22 protein-coding genes, 1 pseudogene and 1 riboswitch are annotated in these 22157 nt (G+C 71.8%); of the genes and pseudogenes, 12 read left to right on the forward strand and 11 right to left on the reverse strand.

The genetic code is table 11. The annotated features are described in order from the left end of the window. Positions 1–47 precede the first annotated feature (47 nt). Together EDF33_RS16550 and EDF33_RS16555 are read left to right on the forward strand one after the other, a co-directional pair. Complete coding sequence (locus EDF33_RS16550; protein ID WP_123672589.1) at positions 48–689, forward strand: GntR family transcriptional regulator; 642 nt, start codon at positions 48–50, stop codon at positions 687–689. Continuing rightward, complete coding sequence (locus EDF33_RS16555) at positions 686–1930, forward strand: MFS transporter (RefSeq protein ID WP_207906711.1); 1245 nt, start codon at positions 686–688, stop codon at positions 1928–1930. Before EDF33_RS16550 ends, EDF33_RS16555 begins: the two co-directional genes overlap by 4 nt. Before the next feature lie 231 nt (positions 1931–2161). Here EDF33_RS16555 and EDF33_RS16560 read toward each other — a convergent pair whose 3' ends face one another. Next, positions 2162–3067 (reverse strand): NUDIX hydrolase, encoded by a 906-nt coding sequence (locus EDF33_RS16560; protein ID WP_132100598.1) that lies wholly within the window; start codon positions 3065–3067, stop codon positions 2162–2164. A 112-nt stretch (positions 3068–3179) separates the two neighbouring features. Beyond that, positions 3180–3275: riboswitch (TPP riboswitch) on the forward strand. On the opposite strand from EDF33_RS16560, the gene thiM reads away from it, so the two are divergent. From thiM to EDF33_RS16575, 3 genes are all read left to right on the forward strand, one after another. Continuing rightward, positions 3264–4136, forward strand: a complete 873-nt coding sequence (gene thiM / locus EDF33_RS16565; protein WP_207906712.1) for a hydroxyethylthiazole kinase — start codon at positions 3264–3266, stop codon at positions 4134–4136. It overlaps the preceding riboswitch by 12 nt. Beyond that, complete coding sequence (thiE, locus tag EDF33_RS16570) at positions 4133–4864, forward strand: thiamine phosphate synthase (protein WP_132100599.1); 732 nt, start codon at positions 4133–4135, stop codon at positions 4862–4864. The genes thiM and thiE overlap by 4 nt, the downstream gene beginning before the upstream one ends. Then, entirely contained in the window at positions 4861–6435 is a 1575-nt protein-coding gene (locus EDF33_RS16575) for a bifunctional hydroxymethylpyrimidine kinase/phosphomethylpyrimidine kinase (protein ID WP_243692478.1), read from the forward strand. The genes thiE and EDF33_RS16575 overlap by 4 nt, the downstream gene beginning before the upstream one ends. A 66-nt stretch (positions 6436–6501) precedes the next feature. On the opposite strand, the gene EDF33_RS16580 is transcribed toward EDF33_RS16575, so the two are convergent. The 4 genes from EDF33_RS16580 to EDF33_RS16595 all read right to left on the reverse strand — a co-directional run bounded on the left by EDF33_RS16580 (position 6502) and on the right by EDF33_RS16595 (position 8341). After that, positions 6502–7011: a YfcE family phosphodiesterase gene (locus tag EDF33_RS16580; RefSeq protein WP_131879022.1), complete on the reverse strand. Its 510-nt coding sequence runs from the start codon at positions 7009–7011 to the stop codon at positions 6502–6504. Continuing rightward, positions 7008–7478 (reverse strand): MarR family winged helix-turn-helix transcriptional regulator, encoded by a 471-nt coding sequence (locus tag EDF33_RS16585; RefSeq protein ID WP_123939187.1) that lies wholly within the window; start codon positions 7476–7478, stop codon positions 7008–7010. The genes EDF33_RS16580 and EDF33_RS16585 overlap by 4 nt, the downstream gene beginning before the upstream one ends. An 82-nt stretch (positions 7479–7560) precedes the next feature. Next, positions 7561–8022 carry a VOC family protein gene (locus EDF33_RS16590; RefSeq protein ID WP_132100601.1) on the reverse strand — a complete coding sequence of 154 codons (462 nt, stop codon included), beginning with the start codon at positions 8020–8022 and terminating at the stop codon, positions 7561–7563. A 22-nt stretch (positions 8023–8044) separates the two neighbouring features. After that, positions 8045–8341, reverse strand: coding sequence for a GNAT family N-acetyltransferase (locus EDF33_RS16595; protein ID WP_111087034.1), 297 nt, complete (start codon positions 8339–8341; stop codon positions 8045–8047). Positions 8342–8417: 76 nt separating this feature from the next. Between EDF33_RS16595 and EDF33_RS16600 the strand changes: the two genes are divergently transcribed. Beyond that, positions 8418–9053 carry an NAD(P)-binding domain-containing protein gene (locus tag EDF33_RS16600; protein WP_132100602.1) on the forward strand — a complete coding sequence of 212 codons (636 nt, stop codon included), beginning with the start codon at positions 8418–8420 and terminating at the stop codon, positions 9051–9053. A gap of 88 nt (positions 9054–9141) precedes the next feature. On the opposite strand, the gene EDF33_RS16605 is transcribed toward EDF33_RS16600, so the two are convergent. Then, complete coding sequence (locus EDF33_RS16605; RefSeq protein ID WP_132100603.1) at positions 9142–10110, reverse strand: aldo/keto reductase; 969 nt, start codon at positions 10108–10110, stop codon at positions 9142–9144. 155 nt (positions 10111–10265) lie between these two features. Between EDF33_RS16605 and EDF33_RS16610 the strand changes: the two genes are divergently transcribed. Beyond that, positions 10266–11354 (forward strand): hypothetical protein, encoded by a 1089-nt coding sequence (locus EDF33_RS16610; RefSeq protein ID WP_132100604.1) that lies wholly within the window; start codon positions 10266–10268, stop codon positions 11352–11354. Positions 11355–11392: 38 nt separating this feature from the next. Here the strand turns inward: EDF33_RS16610 and EDF33_RS16615 are convergent, their stop codons facing one another. Further along, positions 11393–12250, reverse strand: coding sequence for a LysR substrate-binding domain-containing protein (locus EDF33_RS16615; RefSeq protein ID WP_132100605.1), 858 nt, complete (start codon positions 12248–12250; stop codon positions 11393–11395). A gap of 170 nt (positions 12251–12420) precedes the next feature. Between EDF33_RS16615 and EDF33_RS16620 the strand changes: the two genes are divergently transcribed. Continuing rightward, complete coding sequence (locus tag EDF33_RS16620) at positions 12421–13743, forward strand: MFS transporter (protein WP_132100606.1); 1323 nt, start codon at positions 12421–12423, stop codon at positions 13741–13743. Between the two features lie 229 nt (positions 13744–13972). Here EDF33_RS16620 and EDF33_RS16625 read toward each other — a convergent pair whose 3' ends face one another. Further along, the gene (locus tag EDF33_RS16625) at positions 13973–14620 is read right to left on the reverse strand and encodes an NAD(P)H-binding protein (protein ID WP_123939193.1); all 648 of its coding nucleotides are present in this window, start codon (positions 14618–14620) and stop codon (positions 13973–13975) included. A 112-nt stretch (positions 14621–14732) separates the two neighbouring features. On the opposite strand from EDF33_RS16625, the gene EDF33_RS16630 reads away from it, so the two are divergent. Both EDF33_RS16630 and EDF33_RS16635 read left to right on the forward strand, forming a co-directional pair. Beyond that, a complete protein-coding gene (locus EDF33_RS16630; RefSeq protein ID WP_111086871.1) occupies positions 14733–15095 on the forward strand; it encodes a helix-turn-helix domain-containing protein in 363 nt (120 codons plus the stop codon). A gap of 142 nt (positions 15096–15237) precedes the next feature. Beyond that, complete coding sequence (locus EDF33_RS16635; RefSeq protein ID WP_132100607.1) at positions 15238–16269, forward strand: NADPH:quinone reductase; 1032 nt, start codon at positions 15238–15240, stop codon at positions 16267–16269. Between the two features lie 70 nt (positions 16270–16339). On the opposite strand, the gene EDF33_RS16640 is transcribed toward EDF33_RS16635, so the two are convergent. Then, positions 16340–16525 (reverse strand): hypothetical protein, encoded by a 186-nt coding sequence (locus tag EDF33_RS16640; RefSeq protein WP_123312988.1) that lies wholly within the window; start codon positions 16523–16525, stop codon positions 16340–16342. 41 nt (positions 16526–16566) lie between these two features. Beyond that, positions 16567–17376, reverse strand: coding sequence for a GAF domain-containing protein (locus tag EDF33_RS16645; protein ID WP_132100608.1), 810 nt, complete (start codon positions 17374–17376; stop codon positions 16567–16569). Positions 17377–17489: 113 nt separating this feature from the next. Here EDF33_RS16645 and EDF33_RS16650 point away from each other — a divergent pair, with 113 nt between their 5' ends. Then, positions 17490–18362 carry a patatin-like phospholipase family protein gene (locus EDF33_RS16650; protein WP_132100609.1) on the forward strand — a complete coding sequence of 291 codons (873 nt, stop codon included), beginning with the start codon at positions 17490–17492 and terminating at the stop codon, positions 18360–18362. Here EDF33_RS16650 and EDF33_RS20595 read toward each other — a convergent pair. Further along, a pseudogene (locus tag EDF33_RS20595) lies at positions 18359–20008 on the reverse strand (DUF6119 family protein). The gene EDF33_RS16650 and the pseudogene EDF33_RS20595 sit on opposite strands and share 4 nt — an antisense overlap. Before the next feature lie 81 nt (positions 20009–20089). On the opposite strand from EDF33_RS20595, the gene EDF33_RS16665 reads away from it, so the two are divergent. Further along, positions 20090–22150 carry an alpha/beta fold hydrolase gene (locus tag EDF33_RS16665; RefSeq protein ID WP_132100612.1) on the forward strand — a complete coding sequence of 687 codons (2061 nt, stop codon included), beginning with the start codon at positions 20090–20092 and terminating at the stop codon, positions 22148–22150. The last annotated feature ends 7 nt before the right edge of the window (positions 22151–22157 follow it).

Raw genomic sequence — 22157 nt, forward strand, 5'->3', positions numbered from 1 at the left:
ACGTGACGGCATGCAGCGTTGCATGCAAGGGCGTACGATCGTTCACCGTGGAGCAGCACACGACGACCCAGGCCGCATCCGACCGCGCGTACGACCACGTCAAGCGGGCGATCATCCGCGGCGACCTCCCCGGTGGGACCGCGATCAGCGAGAACGCCCTGTGCCAGGAGATCGGGGTGTCCCGCACCCCCGTGCACGAGGCCTTTCTCCGCCTGGCCGCCGAGGACCTGCTCACCCTGGAGTCCCGCAAGGGTGCGGTGGTGCGCCCGATGTCCCCGAACGAGGCGGCGGACGTACTGGAGATGCGCGAGGCGATCGAGGCCACGGCGGCGACCCGCGTCGTGACCGACGGCCGCGTGGCGGACGTCACCCCGGGCCTCCAGGCCATGCTGGCGGAGCAGGAGCAGGCGGTCGCGACGGGCGACGTCGACCGGTTCATCGAGGTCGACGCGGCGTTCCACGGTGCGGTGATCGGCGCGTCGCGGAACGCGATCGCGGTGCGCTTCGCACAGACGCTCCGTGACCGGCAGAACCGGCTCCGACACCAGCTGATGCGGGTGCAGCCGTCGCAGCTGCAGGCCTCGCTCGACGACCACCGAGCCCTCGCGGCAGCCCTGGCAGCAGGCGACGCGGCCCGCTACGCCGAGGTCCTGCACGACCACGTCGCCTCGCACCGGGGTGCCCTGTGAGCGCGACGGGGAGCATCCCCACCACCGGCTCGCTGTCCGTCCCCTCGGCGCGCGTGATGCCCTGGGTCGCGGTGTGGGGCGCGGTGTTCGTCTGCTCGTGGGGCGGCAACCAGTTCTCGCCCCTGCTGCTCATGTACGAGGGCCGCGAGCACTACTCGTCGGTCGTCGTCAACGTCTTCCTGGGCGTCTACGTGCTCGGGCTCGCGCCGGCGCTGCTCGTCGCCGGGTCGCTGTCCGACCGGCACGGCCGCAAGCCCCTCATGCTCGCCGCCATCGTGTCCGCCGTCGTCGGCAGCGGACTGCTCGCACTCGGACCGCTCGGCCCCGGGTTCCTGGCAACCGGACGACTGTTCTCCGGCATCACCGTCGGCATCGCGATGGCCGTCGGCAACAGCTGGGTGAAGGAGCTGTCGCAGGGACGCTTCGACCCCGCCGCCGACGCCGGGTCCGGTGCCCGCCGGGCCTCGCTGGCGTTCACGCTCGGTTCGGCCTCCGGCGCGCTGGTGGCCGGGCTCATCGCACAGTGGGGCCCGATCCCCGAGGTGCTGCCCTTCCTGGTCCACATCGTCGTCGCGCTGCCCTTCGCCGTCGTCGTCTGGCGCACCCCCGAGACCAACCGCTCCGGCGGGGTCCCCGGTCCGTGGTGGCGCCAGCTGCGGGTGCCGAGCGCCGGGCACCGACGGTTCACCCGGGTGGTGCTCGTCACCGCCCCGTGGATCTTCGGCTCGGCGGCGATCGGGTACGGCTACCTGCCGACCCGGCTCACCGGAGCCACCGGCGCGTGGGGCCTGCTGTTCGCCACCGCCGCGACCGTCGTCGCCCTCGGGGTGTCCAGTGCGGTCCAACCCCTCGCGCGGCGCGTGCACTCGCTGACCTCGGCCCGCGGGCTCACGACGGCCCTCGCGTGCATGACGGCCGGCATCGCCGTCGTCGTCGTCGCGATCGAGCTGCAGTCCGTCGTGGTCGGACTCGTCGCGAACGTCGTCATCGGCGTCGGGATCGGGCTCGCCCTGGTGTCGTCGCTGCTCGAGGTGCAGCGGATCGCCGGGTCCCGCGACCTGGCCGGACTCACCGGGGTGTTCTACGCGGCGGCGTACGCGGGGTTCCTGGCGCCGGCCGTGATCGCGGCGATCGCGAACGTGGTGGCGCTGCCGGTCGTCCTCTGGGTGATCGTCGGACTCGGCGTTGTGTCGTGGGGCGCGGTGCTCGTGTCGTCGCGGCGGTACCTGCCGACGGCGTAGGGGCGCGGGGGCGCGGGGGCACGTGGGCGGGCGTGCGGGGGCACGGGGGCGCGCCGCACCGTGCGCGGTGCGTCAGTCCGTGCGACACCGGCCGCTCGGTGCGAGGTTGATGCGGCGCACGGAGCGATCAAGCCAGCACCGAACGAACGACCTCGCACCGTGCGCCGGACGCCGGACGCCATGCACCGTGCGCCGAACGACCTCGCACCGTGCGCCGACGGCGTACCGCCGCTAGAACTGGTCGCGCAGCCAGGACGGCCCGTGCACCACGGCACCGAGCGCCTCGACGCGGGCACGGAGCTCACGGTCAGCCGTGACGACCACGACGGGACCGTCGCCGGCCTCCACCGCGGCACGAGCGGCGTCCACGATGGCGTCGTCCCCCGAACCCGGCGCTGCGACGACGTCGAGTGCACGGGGCAGTGCGCCGTCCGACGACCCGGAAGCACCCCGGGCCTCGCCCTCGAGCACCACGGTCCACCGCGGCCACCAGCGGGCGAACGGCAGCGCCAGCACGTCGGCGGTCACCCCGGTCTCGGCGAGCGCCGTCACCGACGACAGCAGGCGTGCAGCGGCTCCCGCCCGGTCCTTCCACCAGCCGTCGGGCACGCTGCCGACGACGCTCGCCGCGTCGACGACGACGTGCGGGGTGGTGGTGAGGGACGCGCGGAGCGCCGGCCACGACCTCCCGAACCCGGGGTGGAGCGGCAGGTCGTCGACCTCGTCGACGGGGATCCAGGACAGGGCGAGGCTCTCGCGGTCCGCGATCACCGGTTCGAACGGCCGAGCGGCACGCCCCACCACGGTCGTGTAGGTCCAGAACCCGAGGTCGAGGAGTGCCGTGTGGCGCAGATCGACGCCGTCGTGGGGCACACCGGCTTCCTCGGCGGACTCGCGGAGCGCGCCGGTGACGGCCTCCTCGCCCTGGTGTCGTGCGCCGCCGGGGATGCCCCACGTGCCGCCGTGGTGGCTCCACTCGACGCGGTGCTGCAGGAGCACGCGTCCGGCGCCGTCGTCGACGAGCAGTCCTGCGGCGCCGAAGAGTCCCCAGGCCTTGGTGCCGTCGGGGCCGACCGCCCAGGCGTCGCCGGGGTCGCGGGGGCCTGGTGGCGGTCCGGGAGGCGTGGAGTCTGGCACACACCAACCCTGTCACACGGTGCAGGGCATGTGACCGGAGACGACGGGGCCGGAGACGACGACGCCGGAGACGACGAGCCGTGGCACGGCGCAGCTGCTCGTGTACGGTGTCGATCGAGACACGGGGTGCCGCAACCAGCGGCTGAGATCACACCCGTCGAACCTGCTCGAGCTCGTACTCGCGAAGGGATCGTCCATGGAAACCGCTGCGCCCTCCCCTGCCTGGGCCCACCGAACCGCCGAACTGCTCGAGGCCGTCCGGGCCCGGAGCCCGTTGGTGCAGTGCATCACGAACACCGTGGTGCAGAACGTCACCGCGAACGTGCTGCTCGCCCTCGGGGCCTCGCCCGCGATGGTCGACGTGGCGACCGAGGCGGGACCGTTCGCCCGGGTCGCCGACGCCCTGCTGGTGAACACCGGCACGCCGCACGCCGAACCCCGGGTCGCGGCGCTCGAGGCCGCGCACGCCGCCCGCGACACCGGCACCCCCTGGGTGCTCGACCCCGTCGCGGTCGGCTCGCTGCCGGTGCGCACCGCCCTGGCCCGCGACCTGCTGGCGCTGAACCCGACGGTGCTGCGCGGCAACGCGTCCGAGGTCCTCGCTCTGCTCGGCACGTCGGCCGGTGGCCGCGGTGTCGACAGCACGGTGGGCACCGAGGACGCCCGCGCGGCTGCGGTCGACGCCGTGTCCGGTCAGGCGGCCGGGAGGCTCGTGGCCGCGGTGGCCGTGTCGGGTCCCGTCGACCTGCTGGTCGCGCCGGGCACCGGTGTGGTCCGGGTCGCGAACGGCACCGAGCTGTTGACGCGGATCACCGGGGGCGGGTGCGCCCTCGGCGCGGTCGTCGCCGCGTTCACGTCGGTCGCGCCCGACGACGCCGGTGCAGCCGCCGTCGCGGCGACCGCGGTGCACACGATCGCCGCGGAGCTCGCCGCCCGCGAGGCCGGCGGCCCCGGCACCTTCCAGCCGCTGTTCCTCGACCGGTTGGCGTCGCTCACCGCCGAGGACGTCGTCCGCGAGGCCCGGATCACGGTCGAGGCCGAGCCTGCCTCCCTGGTGGTGCCGGCATGAGCGGGCTGCCGGAGGACTTCGGCGTGTACCTGGTCACCGACGGCACGCTGGCCGACCGGCACGGTGTCGGTGTGCTCGGGGTGGTCCGCGCTGCGGTTCACGCCGGCGTCCGGATCGTGCAGGTGCGGGACAAGGACGCATCGGCGCGCGACCTGCTGGCCCTGACCGCTGCCGTGGCCGACGCCGTGGGCGACCGCGCCGCCGTGGTGGTCGACGACCGGCTCGACGTCGCCCTCGCCGCTCGGCACGCGGGACACCGGGTCGCCGGGGTGCACCTCGGCCAGTCGGACGTCCCCGTGACCGCTGCTCGTGCCCTGCTCGGGCGGGACGCGCACGTCGGGTTGACCGCGAACACCCCGGAGCACCTGGCGGTCGTCGCCCGCCTGCCCCGCGGCACCGTGGACCTGCTCGGCGTCGGGGTCGTGCACCCCACCACCACGAAGGCCGACCACCCGCCGGCACTCGGGCACGACGGCTTCGCCCGGCTCGCGGCGGCGACGGACGTGCCGTGCGTGGCGATCGGCGGGGTGACCCTCGACGACGTCGCGCCGCTCCGGGATGCCGGTGCCGCGGGAGTCGCGATCGTCTCGGGCATCTGCGCCGCGGCCGACCCCGGATCCGCCGCGGCGGCGTACGTGGCCGCGTGGGGACCTGGAACCGGCCACAGGGCGGAGGCGAGGGGACCCGGTCAGGGTGATCCGGGCCTCCCGGCCGGGGCCTGGTCGTGAGCGTCCCGCGCGTCCTGGCCATCGCCGGGACCGATCCGACGGGCGGTGCTGGGTTGCAGGCCGACCTCAAGGCGATTGCGGCGCACGACGGGTACGGCATGGGCGTGGTCACCGCCCTCGTCGCGCAGAACACGCACGGGGTGCGGTCGGTGCACGTGCCGGACATCGCGTTCCTGCGGGAACAGCTCGACGCGGTGTCGGACGACGTCACGATCGATGCCGTGAAGATCGGGATGCTCGGCACAGCACCGGTCGTCCGCGTCGTGACGGACTGGTTGCGGGAGCACCGGCCGCCCGTGGTCGTCGTGGACCCGGTGATGGTGGCGACGAGTGGTGACCGGTTACTCGACGAGGACGCCGCCGCGGCGATGGGGGCGCTGTTCGGGCTGGCCGACCTGGTGACGCCGAACCGGGCCGAGTTGCAGGTGTTGGCGGAGCTGGCCGGGGCTGGGGCTGGTGGTGCTCGTGCTGGTGCCGATGGTTCTGCGGCTGGTGCGGCGCCTGCGTCGTTGTCGGCGCTGGACGCTGCGCGGCTCGTGGCGTCGACGTGGGACGTGCTCGTGCTGGCGAAGGGCGGGCACGACGAGGGGCCGACCTCCGACGACGTGCTCGTGTCGCCGTCGGGGTCCGCTCGGCGGTTCACCGCTCCCCGCGTCGCGACGGCCAACACGCACGGCACCGGGTGCTCCCTGTCGAGCGCCATCGCGACGCTCGCTGCCCGGCACGGGGACTGGGAACTCGCGGTCGGGGTGGCGAAGCCCTGGCTGACGGCTGCGCTGCGGGGAGCCGATGCCCTGGAGGTCGGGTCCGGCAACGGGCCCATCGACCACGGCGCCGTGATCCGCGCGTTGCTGCCCGAGGTCCGGTTCACCGACGTGTGGTGGTCCGACGTCGACTCCGTGCTGCAGGCCACGATCGAGTGCGGGTTCCTGGTCGGGCTGCGCGACGGGACGCTCGACGCGGACGTGTTCGCCGGGTACCTCGCGCAGGACGTGCACTACCTGCGGGCCTACGAGCAGCACCTGGCGGCGTTGGCGGCGAGCGCTGGCGGCGCTGCGGGCGCTGGTGCCGGCGCTGCGGCTCCCGGCGCTGCGGCCGCTGGCGCTGGTCGTTGTCCTGCGGCTGCCGCCTTCTGGACGGCGGCGTCCGAGGGGTGCGCCGCCGAGGCCCGCGACCTGCACCACCGACGCCTCGCCGGCACCCACGCCGACGACCCCGTCCACCCGACGTGCGCCGGGTACCTCGCGCACCTGCAACAGGCAGCGGACTCCGGGTCGGCGGCCGTGCTCGCCGCGGCAGTGCTCCCCTGCTTCCGGGTCTACGCCTGGGTGGGGGCGCAGCTCGGCGCGGCTCCGGACGGCCATCCGTTCGCCGACTGGATCACGGCCTACGGCGACCCGGGCTTCGCAGCGTCGAGTGCCGAGGCGACCCGCTTGGTCGAGGAGATGGCGGCGGCCGCGACCCCGATCGAGCGAGGGCGGATGGCGCGGGCGTTCCGCCGCTCGACCGAGTGGGAGCTGGCGTTCTTCGCGATGCCGCTGGTGGGGGCCGCTGGCGAGTTCACGTGCTGACCGACACCTCACGGGTTCGTCGACCCGCGAGGTGTCGTCTGGCGCGAAACGTCGGCGCGGGTGGCCTCAGCGGGCCGGCGGCGGCAGGCGCACCAACTCGACGGCCAGGTCCGCGCCGGTCACCGTCCCGCGCATCCACGTGAAGTCCGGCTGCCGACGGCGATCGGTCGGCGAGCCGGGGTTGAGGAGCCGCAGCCCGGACGGTGCGACGGTGTCCCACGGGATGTGGGAGTGCCCGAAGACGAGCACGTCGACGTCGGGGTACTCGGCGGCCGCCCGGCGCTCCCGGCCCGTCGCGGCACCGGTCTCGTGGACGAGCGCGAACCGCAGGTCCTCGACCGCGAAGTGCGCGACGAGCGGCAGCCGGTCGTCGAACTCGGGGCCGTCGTTGTTGCCGCGCACGCCCTCGAACCGGTGGGATCGGGCCTGCACGGCGTCGAGGGTGGCGAGGTCGACCCAGTCCCCCGCGTGCACCACCAGGTCGGCGGCGTCGACGTCCGCCCAGAGCGCCGCGGGCAGGTCCTTCGCCCGCTTCGGCAGGTGCGTGTCGGAGAGCAGGACGAACGACGTGGTCACGTCGAGGATCGTCCGGGCATCGGCAGTCCGGCCTCGTCCGAGGCGCCGAGCCGTTCGAGCAGTCCGGCGAGCAGGGCGATGTCGTCGTCGGACCAGCCGGCGAGCCGTTCCTCCAGCGCATCCCGGTGCAGCTGCACGGAGCGTTCGAGCGCGGTGCGACCGGCGTCCGTCGCCACGAGGGGCTTCGCGTTGCCGGTACCGCCGTCGGTCGTCTCGATCAGCTTCGTGGCGAGGAGCCCGGACAGCTGCCGCGAGATCGTCGAGCGGTTCAGGCGCAGGTACCGGGCGATGTCGATGGCCATGCAGCCGGGGTGCTGCACCACGAAGTCGACGAGGGACTGGTCGACGACGCTCAGTGCCTGGTCGGACCCGCGGGCGCGGATGCTCGCACGTCGGGTGATCCGGGCGAGCTCGGTGTACGCCCGGCCGATCTCGCTGTTCCGGATCCCGGAGCTCGGGTGGTCCATCGTGGCTCCAGCCTTTCGGTGCCGGCGCCGGCCGGCGGTCTTCTGTGCCGACACCATACCGGTCGGTACGCGAGATTCGGGCTCAGTGACCTGCAGCTGCGGCACGGAGCGCGGGGATGTCGAGCTTCTGCATCGTCATCATCGCCTGGAAGACACGGGCGTTCGCCTCGGGGTCGCCCGACCCGGTCATGAGCTCGCCCATCATCGACGGGGTCACCTGCCAGGCGACACCCCAGCGGTCGAACAACCAGCCGCACATGCTCGGATTCCCGCCGTCGGCGAGCAGGGCGTCCCAGATGCGGTCGAGTTCGTCCTGCGTGTCGACGTCGACCTGGAACGAGACGGCATCGGTGTGCGGGTGTCCGGGGCCGCCGTTCATCGCGCGGTACGGCTGCCCGAACAACGTGAACTCGACGACCAGGGTCGCGCCGTCCGGGGTCTTCGCGACGCTGTCGATCGAACTACCGGGGAACAGGTCGACGTAGTACCGGGCGGCTTGCTCGGCTTGGTCCTCGTACCAGAGGAAGGGGGTGATGGTGGGCATGGGGCGCTCTTCTCGCGTCGGCTCAGTCCGCGGCACTGCGGATGAGCAGGTCTGACTTCTCGGGGTGCTCGTCGAACCACTTGCCGACGAACCAGCACATCGGCACGACCCGCTTCGTCGAGTTCGTCTCGACGTCGGCGACCGCGTACTCGACGAGCTCGGCCGCGTAGCCGTGCCCGCGGTGCTTCGGCACCGTGTACGTGTGCGGGAACGCGATCGCGTCACCGTTCTCGCGGTAGTCGAGCACGCTCACGAGCTCGCCGCCGACGTACATCGCGTAGCGGTCCTGGTCGGTCTCGTCGCGGAACTCGTGGTCCATGCCGCCATCATGCTCCGCCCGGGGCGCACGTGCCCCACCGGGAATGCTCGTGGCCGCCGAGCGTTGGATGGACACCATGACAACGATCGGCATCATCGGCGCAGGCAACATCGGATCCCAACTCGCACGGCTCGCGGTGCAGCACGGCCATCAGGTCGTGATCGCGAACTCCCGCGGCCCCGAGACCCTGGCCGACCTCGTGGCCGAACTCGGCGACCAGGCCCGTGCGGTCACCCGTGACGAAGCTGCCGCCGCGGGCGAGATCGTCGTCGTGACGGTGCCGCTCGCCGCCATCGAGACGATCCCGGCGGAGCCGCTCGTCGGCAAGGTCGTCATCGACACGAACAACTACTACTGGGAGCGCGACGGGCACATCGCTGCGCTCGACGACGAGTCGACGACGACGGCCGAGCTGCTGCAGGACCACCTGCCCGGTGCCCGGGTCGTCAAGGCGTTCAACCACATCGGCGCCGCAGACCTCACCGGTCACGCCACCCCGGCCCGTACCCCGGACCGTCGCGCACTCGTGGTCGCGGGCGACGACGCCGAGGCGAAGCAGGTCACCGCGGACCTCATCGACGAGTTCGGCTTCGACGTCGTCGACGCCGGACCCCTCGCCGAGGGCTGGCGCATCCAGCGGGACACCCCCGGCTACGGCCCGCGCCTGACCGCCGACCAGCTGCGCGAAGCACTGCAGGCAGCCACCCGCTGACGCGCGCGGTTTCGCGCTGAGCGACACATCACGGACTGCGGAGTCCGCGACCTGTCGTCCAGCGCGAAACCCGGCGCCGACGGCCCGCCTACGCCCGGTCGAAGATCACCGTCATGTCGGCGATGTCGTCCTCGGTCGGCTCCCACGTGGTGCCGGCCTCGACGTTCTGCGTGATCTGCTCCGGCTTCGTCGCCCCCGCGATGACGCTGGACAGCCCCGGCTGCGCGAGCAACCACGCGAAGGTCGCCTGCAGCATCGTGACGCCGCGGTGGTCGCAGAAGCGCTGGTAGTCGTCGAGCACGTCCCACGGGGCGTCCTCGAGCAGCTGCGGCTTCGACGTCGACAGACGCCCGTCGGCCGGACCCCCGGCCTTCGTGTACTTGCCGGTCAGCAGCCCGTTGTAGAGCGGGAAGAACGGCAGGAACCCGAGGGCGTAGGCGCGGACGGCCGGCAGCACCTCGGCCTCGGCGGCACGGGCGAGCGGGCTGTACTCGTTCTGCGCGGACACGAACGCCGTGGTGCCGGCGATCGACGCGGTCAACTCGGCCTCGGCGATCTGCCAGCCCGCGAAGTTCGAGTGCCCGATGTAGCGGATCTTGCCCTCGCGGACCAGGTCGTCGAGGACCGACAGCGTCTCCTCGATCGGCGTCACGTCGTCGGGACGGTGCATCTCGTACAGGTCGATCCAGTCCGTCCCGAGACGACGCAGCGACGACTCGACGGCCAACCGGACGTACCGCCGCGACCCGCGCACACCCCAGTCCGGCCCGTTCGCGCCCTGCATGTCCATGCCGAACTTCGTCGCGAGCACGATCTCGTCACGCCGCCCCGCGATCGACCGGCCGAGCATCTCCTCGGACATGCCGGGCCGGCCGCCGTAGATGTCGGCCGTGTCGAAGAGCGTGACCCCGGCGTCGAGTGCCGCGCGCACGACGGCGTCGGTGCCCTCCTGCGACTCGGAGGCGGTCCCCGGCCGCCCGAAGTTGTTGCAGCCGAGGCCGACGGTGGAGACGACGAGCCCCGAGGGACCAAGTGGACGGTGTTCGATTCCGGTCATGCCCCGAACGTACCGACGACCCCGGAACTGGGGCTGCGACATCCGCGACCGTTGCCGCTAGAACTGACGATGGATCAGTCGACGAAGGGAGCACCGCAGTGGCGTCGCATCGCATGCAGGATTCGGAACGGCCGCGCCGTCCCGTCCCGTCCTGGGTGACCGCACCGGTCGTCGAACCGGCCGCGTCCGCCGGGCGGGTCGCGTCCGACTCCGCAGCGAGCACCGGCCAGGAGGCCCGTCCCACCCCCGCCACGTCGCGCGCCGCCCACGGTGCGCCGGCTCCCACCACCGTGGTCGGCTCCGCCCCGCGGCCGACGGCCACGCTCGACCCGACGCCGGAGCCTGCGTCCATCGCCACCCTGGTCGAGGACGACGTCACGGTCCCCGACTTCCCGCCGCAGCAGGACCTCCTGCCGCCGGCCCCGACCTCACCGACCGTGCACACCGTGCCGTTCGACACCGCCGCCGTGGCCTCCGCACCGGCTCCGGTCTCACCGATCGACGCCGGCCCCCGCACCGCACCGGCCCCCGCACCGTCGCCCGTGCCCTCCGCCGGACAGCCCCGGTTCTCCGTGCCCGGCCTGGAGCACGTCGTCGTCGAGGGCACCGAGCCCGAACCCGTCGGTCCGATCGGCTTCCGCACGCCCCGCCGCTTCGCCCACCAGCAGGCCGCCGCCACCGCCGTGACCCCGGCACCGACCCCGGCGTCCGCCCACGTGCGCTCCTTCGACGCGGTCCTGCAGGCGCCGGAGTCCGCGGCTGCACCCGCGGCCACGAACGCCACCGTGCCCACGAACGCCACCGTGCCCTCGACCGCACCCGTGGCGGAGGCGACCGCGTCCGTCGGGGCCGAGCCGGGCCTCCCGACCGAACTGCTCGACCAGCCCGTGGCCGCAGCCGCCGAGCCGGAGCCGCGCCGCGCACTCGGTGCGACGCCCGGGGCGGTCCTGGGCGCCGTGGCGGGCATCGCGACGCTCGGACTCGCGGCCTGGTGGTTCACCGCGCCGGCGACCGTGCACGGTGTCGGCGTCGTGCTCGGACTCCTCGCGCTGGTGGTGTCGCTCGTGACGCTCCGCGACCGCGCGGCGACGTGGCAGCGGCCGGTCGCGCTGCTCGGCGCCGTGCTCGGTGGCGTCGGCACGCTCGTGCTGCTGTGGGCCGTCGCGTCGGCGCTGCTTCCGCTCGCCGGGGTGACCCTGCCCGACCTGACCGGGACCGGGACGACCCCGACCCTCGCGCCGTAGCGGTCTCGGTCTCCGGTTCGGCCCCTCGGCTGGCGCGGTCAGACCGCGCGGACGACCCCGCGGGACAGGATCGCGTTCGTCAGGGCGTCGATCGGCTCGCGCTGCACCGTCGGGTTGGCGACGAGGACGTAGTCGACCGCCGGCAGGTCCGGCAACCCGAGCCGCTGCGACACCTTCACCAGGTCCGCCGGGATGAGCGAGTGCGGGAACACCGCCACGCCGATCCCCGCCCGCACCGCCGCCAGCACACCGTTGACGTCGCGGGTGTTGCAGGTGATCCGCCAGGTGCGGCCCGCGGCCTCGAGGGCGTCGATCGCCATCTGCCGGCTGATGCTCGGCGCCTGGTACGCGATGAGCGGCACGGGCTCGTCGCGTTCGACCGCGATGCCGTCCTGCGCCATCCACACCATCTGGTCGGTCGCGACCCGGGTGCCCTCGGCGGACTCCCCCGCGGTCTGCTTGATGAACACGAGGTCGAGCTGCCCGGCGTGCACCCGGCGCAGGAGCGGTGACGACTGGTTCACCGTCAGCTCGAGGTTCACCTGCGGGTGCAGCCGCCGGAAGTCGCGGAGGATGCGCGGCAACTGCGTGATCGCGAGGTCGTCGGCCGCACCGAACCGGAGGCGCCCACGGGTCGCCGACCCCGAGAAGTACGCGTCCGCGGTGGCGTGCGCCGCGAGGATCGTCCGGGCGAATCCGGCCATCGCGTCGCCGTTGTCCGTGAGGGTGACGCCACGGGTGTCGCGGGCGACGAGCGTGCGGGACACCGCGGTCTCGAGCCGCCGGACGTGCTGGGAGACGGTGGGCTGGCTGATGCCGAGGCGGGCTCCGGCCTGCGTGAAGCTCTGCGTCTCGGCGACGGCCAGGAAGGTCTGCAGCAGGACCGGATCGAGCACGGGCACCTCGTTCGTTCGTGCGAGTGTCGCGCGGTCGTTCGCGCGGTCGTTCGCTCGGTCATTCGACATCGCAATGGATTGATAGCCACCATAGGGGTGTCGAATGGCCCGCGGCCACGTAGTTTCGTTGGGGTACCAGATCCGCAACGACGTCCGGAGAACCCCTCACCGTGAGTGCGTCATCGACGACCCTCCCCCCGCCCACCGAACCACTCCCGATCCAGGCCACCCGCCCGCCCTGGCGGCACACCCTCATCGCCCTGTCCGTGCCGAACTTCCGGCTGTTCACGGCCACCAACCTCGTCGCGATGACCGCCGGGTGGATGCAGCGCATCGCCCAGGACTGGCTCGTCCTGCAGCTGACCGGCTCGGTCGCGCAGGTCGGCATCACCGTCGCCTGCCAGTTCGCGCCGATGCTGCTGTTCGGGCTGCTCGGCGGCGTGCTCGTCGACCGGTTCTCGAAGCGCGCGCTGATGATGATCACGCAGGGTGCCTTCGCGGTGCTGTCCGCGCTGCTCGCCGTGCTGACGCTCGCCAAGGTGGTCGAGGCCTGGCACATCTGGGTGATCGCGTTCCTGGTCGGCATGGTCACCGTGATCGACAACCCGGCTCGCCAGGTGTTCGTCACCGAGATCGTCGGGCACCAGCACCTCCGCAACGCGATCAGCGTGAACTCGTCGGTGTTCCAGCTCGGCGGCATGATCGGTCCGGCACTGTCCGGCGCACTGCTCGTCGCGGTCGGGGCCGGGTGGTCGTTCGGCGTGAACGCGATCGCCTGCGTCGCCGTCGTCGTGACGCTCGGGTTCCTGAAGGTCTCGGAGCTGCACCGCACGCCCCCGGCGCCCCGCGGCAAGGGGCAGCTGATCGAGGGGCTCCGCTACGCCGTGAACAAGCCGACGATCATCGTGCCGGTGATCCTCGTCGCGTTCTTCTCGGTGTTCGCGCTGACGATGCCGGTGCTGCTGTCGGCCTTCGCGTCACAGGTGTACGACGTCGGTGCCGCCGGGTACGGGGTCTTCAACTCGGCCGTGGCGATCGGTGCGCTCGTCGGCGCGCTGCTCTCCACACGTCGGGCGGTCGTGCGGCTCCGGACCATCGTCGGCGGGGTGTTCTGGACCGGGGTGCTGCTCGTCGTCTCGGGGTCGATCCCCGTGATCGCGCCGTTCACCGTGGCGCTCGTCGCCGTCGGGATGTCGCAGCTGCTGTTCCAGACCGCGTCGAACTCACTCGTGCAGCTGTCGTCGAACGTGGCGATCCGCGGCCGGGTGATGTCGCTCTACGTGCTCGTGCTGCTCGGCGGTCAGGCGATCGGTGGGCCGCTCATGGGCCAGGTCGTCGACCACTTCGGGGCGCACGTCGGGATGATGGTCGCCGGTGGGGTGCCCGCGGCGGCCGCGGCCGTGATCGCGCTCGTCCTCGCCCGCCGCGGAGGCCTTCACCTCGCGGTGCGCATGCGCCACCACGTGCCGCTGCCGGCCATCGTCGCCCACTGAGCGGGGCGGAAGGGTTCGGCGGACGCACCCGACCGGCGGACGGGAGGCGCGTGGCGGCGTCGCCACGGGCCTCCCGTCCGCCGCGTGCCAAGGCGTCGCGCCCCGTTGCGGGCGTCGCGCCCCGACACACAGGGGCGCACTGCCCGCAACGGGGCGCGGACGCGGTCCGGGACGGACGGGAGGCACAGGGCGGCCCCGCCACGCGCCTCCCGTCCGGTGAGCGGTTGCCTCAGTACGCCACGCCGAAACGGGCCTGGTGGTGCGCCGGGTTCGCGATCTCGTCGACGAAGGCCAGGCCGAAGTCGTCGCCGGAGATGTCCGAGTTGCCCTCGGCGTCGGTCAGCAGGACCTCGTCGGTCGTGCGGTAGGTGCCACGACGCTCGCCCGGGTTGTAGCTGCCGTAACCGGCGGCCGGGCTGACGTAGAACCAGTCGACGTCGGTGTCCGAGGCACGGAGCGCGTCGAGGATCTGCGCGTGGCTCTTCGCCTCGCCCTTGAACGCGTCCGGGAACTCGGCCGAGTCGAACAGGCGCGGTCCACCGTCGGCGACGAGCAGCGAACCGGCGCCGCCGACGATGCCGAGACGCGCACCGGCGTTGGCCGCAGCGTCGACGAAGTGCTGGAACTTATCCTTGAGCTCACTGCCGTCCGACTGGACCGCGTGCAGGGCGACGACGATGACGTCGGCGTCCTTCGTGACCTCGGCCACGAAGTCGGCGTCGAAGGCATCGCCCTGCGCCAGGGTCAGGCCCTCGGCGGCGTCGAGCTTGCTCGTGTCGCGCGCGACGGCGGTGACGGCGATGCCACGGGAGAGGGCTTCGCGGGTGATGGCGGAGCCGGCGTAGCCGGTGCCTCCGAAGACGACGATGCTGGTCATGCTGTTCCTTTCGTGGGGCTGGTGCTGCTCACCGTACAAGAGTTACTCTCTTTGAGTAAGTAGGCACCTCACGGTGCGTAACGGAGCTCGTTCGTCACGGAGGCCAGGCCAGATGTCAGCACTCGAGTACAGCCCCTACGCGGCGGACTGCCCCAGCCGGCAGCTGCTCGACCGCATCGGCGACCGGTGGAGTGTCCTGACGATCGGCACCCTCGCCGACGGGCCGCAACGGTACTCGGCGATCGCGAACCGGGTGCAGGGCGTGTCGCAGAAGATGCTCACGCAGACCCTCCGGGCACTCGAGCGGGACGGCCTCGTCACCCGCACGGTGTTCCCCGAGATCCCGCCGCACGTCGAGTACGAACTCACCGATCGCGGGCGGTCGCTCCGCCGGGTGCTCGAGCCGCTCGAGGCGTGGGCGACGTCGCACATGGACGACGTCGCGGTGTCGCGCGTGGAGTACGACGCGCGCTGAGCTGGCGCGGCGGGCGGGGGCGGGGGCGCTTCGTGAGCAGAAATGGTCGGGTCCGCCGAACGCACCCGACCATTTCTGCTCACGAAGTGCCGCCACGCGCACACCCGGAATCCCCGACGGCGGCGAGTGGTTGCCTGGGGGCATGCGATCGATCGTCTACACGAAGCCCGGTGACAGCAGCGTCCTCGAACTCGTCGAGCGGGACGTCCCCGAACCCGGCGCCGGCGAGGTCCGCGTCCGCGTCGTCGTCTCCGGCGTGAACCCGACAGACTGGAAGGCCCGGGCCGGCGGTACCTACGGCGACGGCCTGCCCTTCCCCGAGGTCACCCCGAACCAGGACGGCGCCGGTGTCGTCGACGCGGTCGGCCCGGGTGTCGAGGACCTCGCCGTCGGTGACCGCGTGTGGCTCTTCATGGCCGCCGCCTCGCGCCCGACCGGCACCGCACAGGAGTACACCGTCGTGCCGGAGAGCCGAGCGGTCCGCCTGCCCGACGAGACGAGCTTCGACATCGGTGCTTCGCTCGGTGTCCCGGCGATGACCGCGCACCGCGCCCTCACGACGCACGAGGACGGCCCCGCACGACTCGGCCCCGGTGCGCTCGACGGCGTCACGGTGCTCGTCGCCGGTGGTGCCGGAGCGGTGGGGCGCGCGGCCATCCAGCTCGCCCGTTGGGCCGGCGCGACGGTGATCACGACGATCAGCTCGGACGACAAGGCCGCTCTCGCCACCGCGGCGGGTGCCCACCACGTCGTGAACTACCGGCAGGACGACGCCGCGGCCCGCATCCGCGAGATCGCGCCCGACGGTGTCGACATCGTCGTCGAGGTGTCGATCCCCCAGAACGCCGAACTGGTCGCCGACGTCCTCGCGAACCACGGCGTCGTGTCGATCTACGCGAACAACGGCGGCGACGAGGCCACGCTGCCGATCCGCCCGAACATGAGCGTGAACGCGCGCTACCAGTTCCTGCTGCTCTACACGATCGGCGACGAGGCCCTGGCCGCAGCAGCCGAGGACGTCACCGAGGCGCTGCACGACGGCGTGCTGCCGGTCGGCGCGGACGCGGGACTGCCGCTCACCCGCTTCGACCTCGCCCGCACCGCGGACGCGCACGACGCCGTCGAGCAGGACACCGTCGGCAAGGTGCTGATCGACGTGCCCCAGGCGCAGTAGCCCCGATGCCCAGACGACGAACGGCTCCCACACCCGTGGGAGCCGTTCGTGGTGGACGATGCGGGAAGGGTCAGCGACCCAGGCGCGCGGCGATGGCTGCGGCGACCCGGATCCGGGCTGCTTCGCGCTCGCGCTCGATGTTGGCGGCGATGACATCGAGGTCCTCGTAGTCGGCGTCGGTGGTGGTGTCGTTCCAGTTCGGCGATGAGATCCGGGCACGCCCGAACGACGGCGGAGCAGGGTTCACGGTCGTCATGAGGGCATCGTACGTCGAGCGTCCGACAGAGCGTGTGAGCATCACGGGCCTTTCCTTGGATTGCGGTCGCGCTCGGGGAACGAGTAGGTCAACGAGAACGCCACGGCCATGAACGACGCCATCATCGCGATGTTCTTGGCGTCGAGTTCGGTGAAGGCGTCGGGGACCGGGGAGTCGACGGTGAGCATGCCGAACGAGTACTGGTCGGACCGGATCACCACCGAGACGTACGACGAGTAGCGCGGTTCGAAGCCCGGCACGTCCTGGTCCACGTCGACGTCGGCCGAGCGGTCGCCGACGATCCGGGGTGATCCCCCGACCAGCACCCACTCGAGGTTGCGGTCGCCGTAGGGCGTGCCCGCGCGGAAGACCCCGGCGGTGTCGCCGGCACCCCCGTGACCGATCGGCTCGAGCGCACGCAGATCGGTGGACAGCTGGTACACGTTTGCCCGGACGTCGGGCACCTTCGGCAGCAGGTAGAACGCCAGGGCCACGGCGACCCGGTCGGCGACGACGGAGAGTTCGCCGTGGCGCTCGGAACGGGGCAGTTCGGTGAGCCGGACGAGCCGGGTGGCGATCTGGCCGAACGCGTACCGGACCGCCGTCGACTGTTCGAGTTCGGCCCCGGTCGCGTTCTCCTCGGCCACCGCCCGCGCAGCGTCGCTGCGTCGGGTCCGGACCACCTGCACCGCCACGGCACCGGCCAGCACGACGAGCCCGAACACGACGAGCGACAGTCGCACAGCCGGGGTGACGAACAGGTTCGGCAGCTGGAACGCCGCAGTGGGCGCGGCCGCCACCACGATCGGCCACCCGACCGTGCCGACCCGTCCTGAACGCTGTTGCCCCATGACCACGACGCTAGGTCACGCCACCGACGCAGACGGAGTTGTCCACAGGTCGGTTCTCCACAGGATCCGTCGGGCTCCACCGGCCCGTCGCACGCAGCTGGTAAGCAAGACCCATGACCGATGCCAGCACGCCCGTTCCCGGATCCAGAGCCCTCGTCCTGGGGGGCGGAGGTGTCGCCGGCATCGCCTGGGAGGTCGGCGTCCTCACCGCCCTGCAGGACGCCGGCGTCGACCTCGATGCCGCAGACCTGGTCGTCGGCACGAGCGCCGGCAGCGTCGTCGGCGCCTTCGTCCGGAACGGCGCGGTGCAGCAGGCGTACGACCAGCAGCACACCCCCGCGCCGACGACCTACGTCGAGCCGCCGGCCATCGACACCGACGCCGTCCAGCAGCGGATCGGTGCCGCACTCGAGGGCGCGACCGGTGAGCAGGACGCCCGCGCCCGCCTCGGCCTCGCCGCCCAGCAGGTCACCGGCGGACAGTCCGACGACGAGCGCGTGGCGACCTTCACCGAGACCCTGCCGTCCACCGACTGGCCGGCGAAGCCGCTCGCGATCACCGCGGTCGACGCCACCGACGGCACGTTCCGACTGCTGACCGCGGCCGACGGCGTCCCGCTCCCCCTCGCGGTCGCCGCGAGCTGCTCCGTACCCTTCGTGTGGTCGCCCGTCGGCATCGAGGGCCGACCGTACGTCGACGGCGGGGTCCGCTCCGGCACGAACGCCGACGCCGCCGCCGGACACGAGCGTGTCCTCGTCATCGCCTGCGGTCCCGAGGGTCCGTCGCCGGTCGGCCCGTGGCTCGATGTCGCGGTCGAGTCGCTCCGCGCCGGCGGCAGCTCGGTCGAGGTCGTCGTGGCAGACAGCGCCGCGCAGGAAGCCTTCGGCACGAACTCGCTCTCGCTGGCCACCCAGGCTCCCTCGGCCGAGGCCGGCCGCGCCCAGGGCACGGCGGTCGCCGAGCAGATCGCCGCCTTCTGGGCCTAGGACCCGTCCGGCGCCGGTCCCTCGCTGCGCGGTATGTGAACGATCGCGACATCGATCGCAAAACTCCTCAGGTACTGAACCTGCCGGACGAGGTTCACCTTAGAGAAGGAGAAGAGCGACGCCGCGTCGATCGGACGTGGGCGCGCAAGGCCGAAGATCACCTGTTTCCAGTCGCTTCGCCCTTCGGCGTCTCCGGTGAGGCCCCGGAGCCGTTCTTGGAATTCTCGACGAGCCTGCTCGTCTCGCCGCAGGCTGTCCGCGGAGACCAGGCCCTGTGCCAACAGGTGACTCACCTGCGCTGACGAGTCGGCACGTTTGACGTGGACCAGTGCGGCGCCGGGAACATACACGTCACACATTTCGATACCCCGTCGATGCATGTCGGTCCGCACGAGCTTCTTGTCCATGACGATGCCCTCGAGCTGCTCCGCCAAGAACTTGTTGTAGGCGTCCTCGTCCACGAGACCGTCGGTCCACGGGTCAAGTTGGACCAACGGCTGGTTCTCGAACACGCCAGCGACGAGGTCGTCGATCCGGCTGAGGTAGTCCTGGTCCATCTCGTACCATCGTGCGTCGTAGAAGCAGAAGCGCTTCGATCCGGATGTCGCTTCGTACATCAACCACTGGCGCAAAGGAAGTTCTCTCGAGACGGCGCTGGACGGCTTGCACGCCTCGTCGTGAAACAACTTGACCCGTGCATTGTCGAGAACTGCAGCGATGTCGTAGCCGTCAGCGTTCCACACCTCGAGGTAGTCGAAGAGCGCCGAGACGTCTAACGGCCCGTTGATGACGAACTTTGTTCCGCCTGGGATCCATACCTTCGTGTAGTCCGGCGTACCGTCAACCTGAAGGCGCTCGTGTGGCCAGCTCACCGTGATGGCGGAGTGATCACGGTCGTGAAGGGCTGCTTCAAGAGAGCCGTTCAACGCGTCGATCCGGCTATCAGTAGATCGCAGAGCGTGCAGCTACTCGACGGCTTCGAGCCCGCGCCGGACTGGAAGTCGCTCAGAACCAGCCAAGACCTGTACGTCAGCTCGGAGCGCATCGGCGTCCTTGCCTAGCGGGAGGTAGAGGGCTTCCCCGGCACGGAGTGTGAACGCCCGATCGCCGTGAGCGAGGTCGGGGATGAGCACCTTGCCTTCGATACGACTGACCACTTCGCCGACCCCCTCGACTCCGAGTGCGGCGATCGAGTCTCCGCCTGGAACCGTCGAGCGGTCGATGCGGCTTCGGTAATCAAGGATTGTCTTCGTGAGCGACTTGATCGAGGCACCTTCCGCTGTGCGCACAAGTATCCGTGGAGGGAAGTCATGCTCGATCGTCGATCCTCGGAGGAAGTGGAATCCGGACCCCCAGGAGAGCGCCCAGCAGACGCCATTCGACTCGCGCCAGACGAGACAAGCACCAGCGGAACCACTGCGCAGCGTCGGCCGCACCCCCACCAAGCGCTCGATGTCAGAGGTCCAGGTCGGCTCGTCGTTTCCCAAGGAGCCATGCAGGAGGACAGCAGGGAGTCCGTCGAGAGAGACATCCTCGGCGTCGCGGTGCGCCAAATGTTCTTCGTCGAATGCATCGTGGAGCTCGTCAAGGTGGTGGAGCTTGTAGAGACTGATGGCTTTTGTAGCACTGGATCGACGCTGGACCATGATGCATGAGTATCAGATGCCGCGACAACAACTCAAGTCCCAGTTCTGCCGCTCCGCGGACGACCTCGATAGCGTGAACGCATGACGACGCCGTTCTCGGACCTCGACCAGTACACCGCGCTCCCCCGGGTCGACGGGATCGCGATCAGCCCCGACGGCGAGCGCGTCGCCCTGACGGTCAGTGCGCTCGACCCGGACCGCACCGGGTACCGGCGCTCGATCTGGCAGGTGCCCGCGGCCCCGACCGTCGACGCGGACGGACCCACCGCCAGCCCGGTCCGCCTCACCCGTTCCGCCAAGGGCGAGGGCGGCATCGCCTTCACCCGCACCGGCGACCTGCTCTTCGTCTCCGCCCGACCCGACGCCGATGCCACCGACGTCGACGCCGCCCAGCTCTGGGTCCTCCCGGCGGCCGGTGGTGAAGCCCGCCCCCTCACGCGGCTCACCGGCGGGGTCGGCGGCGTCCTGGCGACCGCTGCGGCCGCCGACACCGTCGCGCTCACCGCCGACCTGCTGCCCAGCGCCGGTACCGACCCGGCCACCGTGGTCGACACCGACGCCGAGCTCCGCAAGGCCCGCACGGACAAGAAGGTCCGCGCGATCCTGCACGAGACCTACCCGGTCCGGTACTGGGACCACGACCTCGGCCCGGACCAGACCCACATCCTCACGCTCGACCTGGCCGAAGGCCAGACCGAAGACCACGCCGAGGACGCCGCCGCGCTCCCCCGCCTCACCGACCGCACGCCGGCTCCCGGCCGGTCGCTGGACCACGTCGCCGGGGCCCTCACGCCCGACGGTTCCGTCCTGTTGGCAGCCGTGGGTGTCCGGGAGGCCCGTGGAGACCGCTCGACGCTCGTCACGATCGACTGCACCAGCGGCCACCGCACGGTGCTGTTCGACGACGCCGACGTCGACCACGAGATGCCCGCGCTGAGCCACGACGGTCGCACGATCGCGTGGGTCCGGACGGTGCGCTCCACCCCCGCCGGTGCGAACCAGCAAGAGGTCTGGACCGCCGGCATCGACGGGTCGGACCCGCGCCGCATCGCCACCGACTGGGACCGCTGGCCGAGCGAGCTCGTGTTCGAGCACGGCGACCGCGCGCTGTTGGCCGTGGCGGACCAGGACGGCCGGGCGCCGGTATTCCGGATCCCCCTCGACGGCGCAGCCGTCGAACAGCTGACGCACGACGACTGGGCGTACTCGAGCCTGCGCGTGGCGGAGGCGAACGGCGCGGTCGTGGCGCTCCGGGCCTCCTGGGCGGCACCACTGCACCCCGTGCGGATCGCGACGGACGGCGAGGTGACCCCGCTCGCGACGCCCGCGACACTGCCCGATGTCCCCGCGCACCTGGAAGAGGTCGAGACGACCGCGGCCGACGGCGCGCGCGTGCGCGGCTGGCTGGTCGTGCCGGACGGTGACGGGCCGCACCCGCTGCTGCTCTGGATCCACGGCGGGCCGCTCAACTCGTGGAACCAGTGGTCGTGGCGGTGGAACCCGATGCTCCTGGCGGCGCGCGGGTACGCCGTGCTGCTGCCGGACCCCGCACTGTCGACCGGCTACGGACTCGACTTCGTGAACCGTGGGTGGAACGCGTGGGGGCAAGCGCCGTACACCGACCTGCTGGCGATCACGGACGCGGTCGAGGCCCGAGCGGACATCGACGAGACCCGCACGGCGGCGATGGGCGGCTCGTTCGGCGGCTACATGGCGAACTGGGTCGCCGGGCACACCGACCGGTTCCGCGCGATCGTCACGCACGCGAGCCTGTGGGCGCTCGACCAGTTCAACGGCACCACGGACTCGTCGCAGTACTGGTCGTCGATCTTCGACGCCGCCGGCATCGAGGCCAACGACCCGCACCGCTTCGTGGCGGACATCACGTCACCGATGCTCGTGGTCCACGGCGACAAGGACTACCGGGTGCCGATCGGCGAGGGGCTGCGACTGTGGTCCGAGCTCGCCGAGCACCACGCGGCAGACGACGGCACGATGCCGCACCGGTTCCTGTACTTCCCGGACGAGAACCACTGGGTGCTCTCGCCGCAGCACGCCGTGGTCTGGTACGAGACGGTGTTCGCGTTCCTCGGGCAGCACGTGCTCGGCCAGGAATGGAAGCGGCCGGAGCTGCTCGGGTAGCGCGCCG

The organism is Curtobacterium sp. PhB146, from assembly GCF_004342995.1.
Lineage (GTDB): Bacteria > Actinomycetota > Actinomycetes > Actinomycetales > Microbacteriaceae > Curtobacterium.

Coding starts and splice junctions, on each gene's coding strand:
- thiM (WP_207906712.1), top strand. CDS start 3,264: ATGGAAACCGCTGCGCCCTCCCCTGCCTGGGCCCACCGAACCGCCGAA.
- thiE (WP_132100599.1), top strand. CDS start 4,133: ATGAGCGGGCTGCCGGAGGACTTCGGCGTGTACCTGGTCACCGACGGC.
- EDF33_RS16585 (WP_123939187.1), bottom strand. CDS start 7,478: ATGGACCACCCGAGCTCCGGGATCCGGAACAGCGAGATCGGCCGGGCG.
- EDF33_RS16590 (WP_132100601.1), bottom strand. CDS start 8,022: ATGCCCACCATCACCCCCTTCCTCTGGTACGAGGACCAAGCCGAGCAA.
- EDF33_RS16595 (WP_111087034.1), bottom strand. CDS start 8,341: ATGGACCACGAGTTCCGCGACGAGACCGACCAGGACCGCTACGCGATG.
- EDF33_RS16600 (WP_132100602.1), top strand. CDS start 8,418: ATGACAACGATCGGCATCATCGGCGCAGGCAACATCGGATCCCAACTC.
- EDF33_RS16605 (WP_132100603.1), bottom strand. CDS start 10,110: ATGACCGGAATCGAACACCGTCCACTTGGTCCCTCGGGGCTCGTCGTC.
- EDF33_RS16625 (WP_123939193.1), bottom strand. CDS start 14,620: ATGACCAGCATCGTCGTCTTCGGAGGCACCGGCTACGCCGGCTCCGCC.
- EDF33_RS16630 (WP_111086871.1), top strand. CDS start 14,733: ATGTCAGCACTCGAGTACAGCCCCTACGCGGCGGACTGCCCCAGCCGG.
- EDF33_RS16635 (WP_132100607.1), top strand. CDS start 15,238: ATGCGATCGATCGTCTACACGAAGCCCGGTGACAGCAGCGTCCTCGAA.
- EDF33_RS16640 (WP_123312988.1), bottom strand. CDS start 16,525: ATGACGACCGTGAACCCTGCTCCGCCGTCGTTCGGGCGTGCCCGGATC.
- EDF33_RS16645 (WP_132100608.1), bottom strand. CDS start 17,376: ATGGGGCAACAGCGTTCAGGACGGGTCGGCACGGTCGGGTGGCCGATC.
- EDF33_RS16650 (WP_132100609.1), top strand. CDS start 17,490: ATGACCGATGCCAGCACGCCCGTTCCCGGATCCAGAGCCCTCGTCCTG.
- EDF33_RS16665 (WP_132100612.1), top strand. CDS start 20,090: ATGACGACGCCGTTCTCGGACCTCGACCAGTACACCGCGCTCCCCCGG.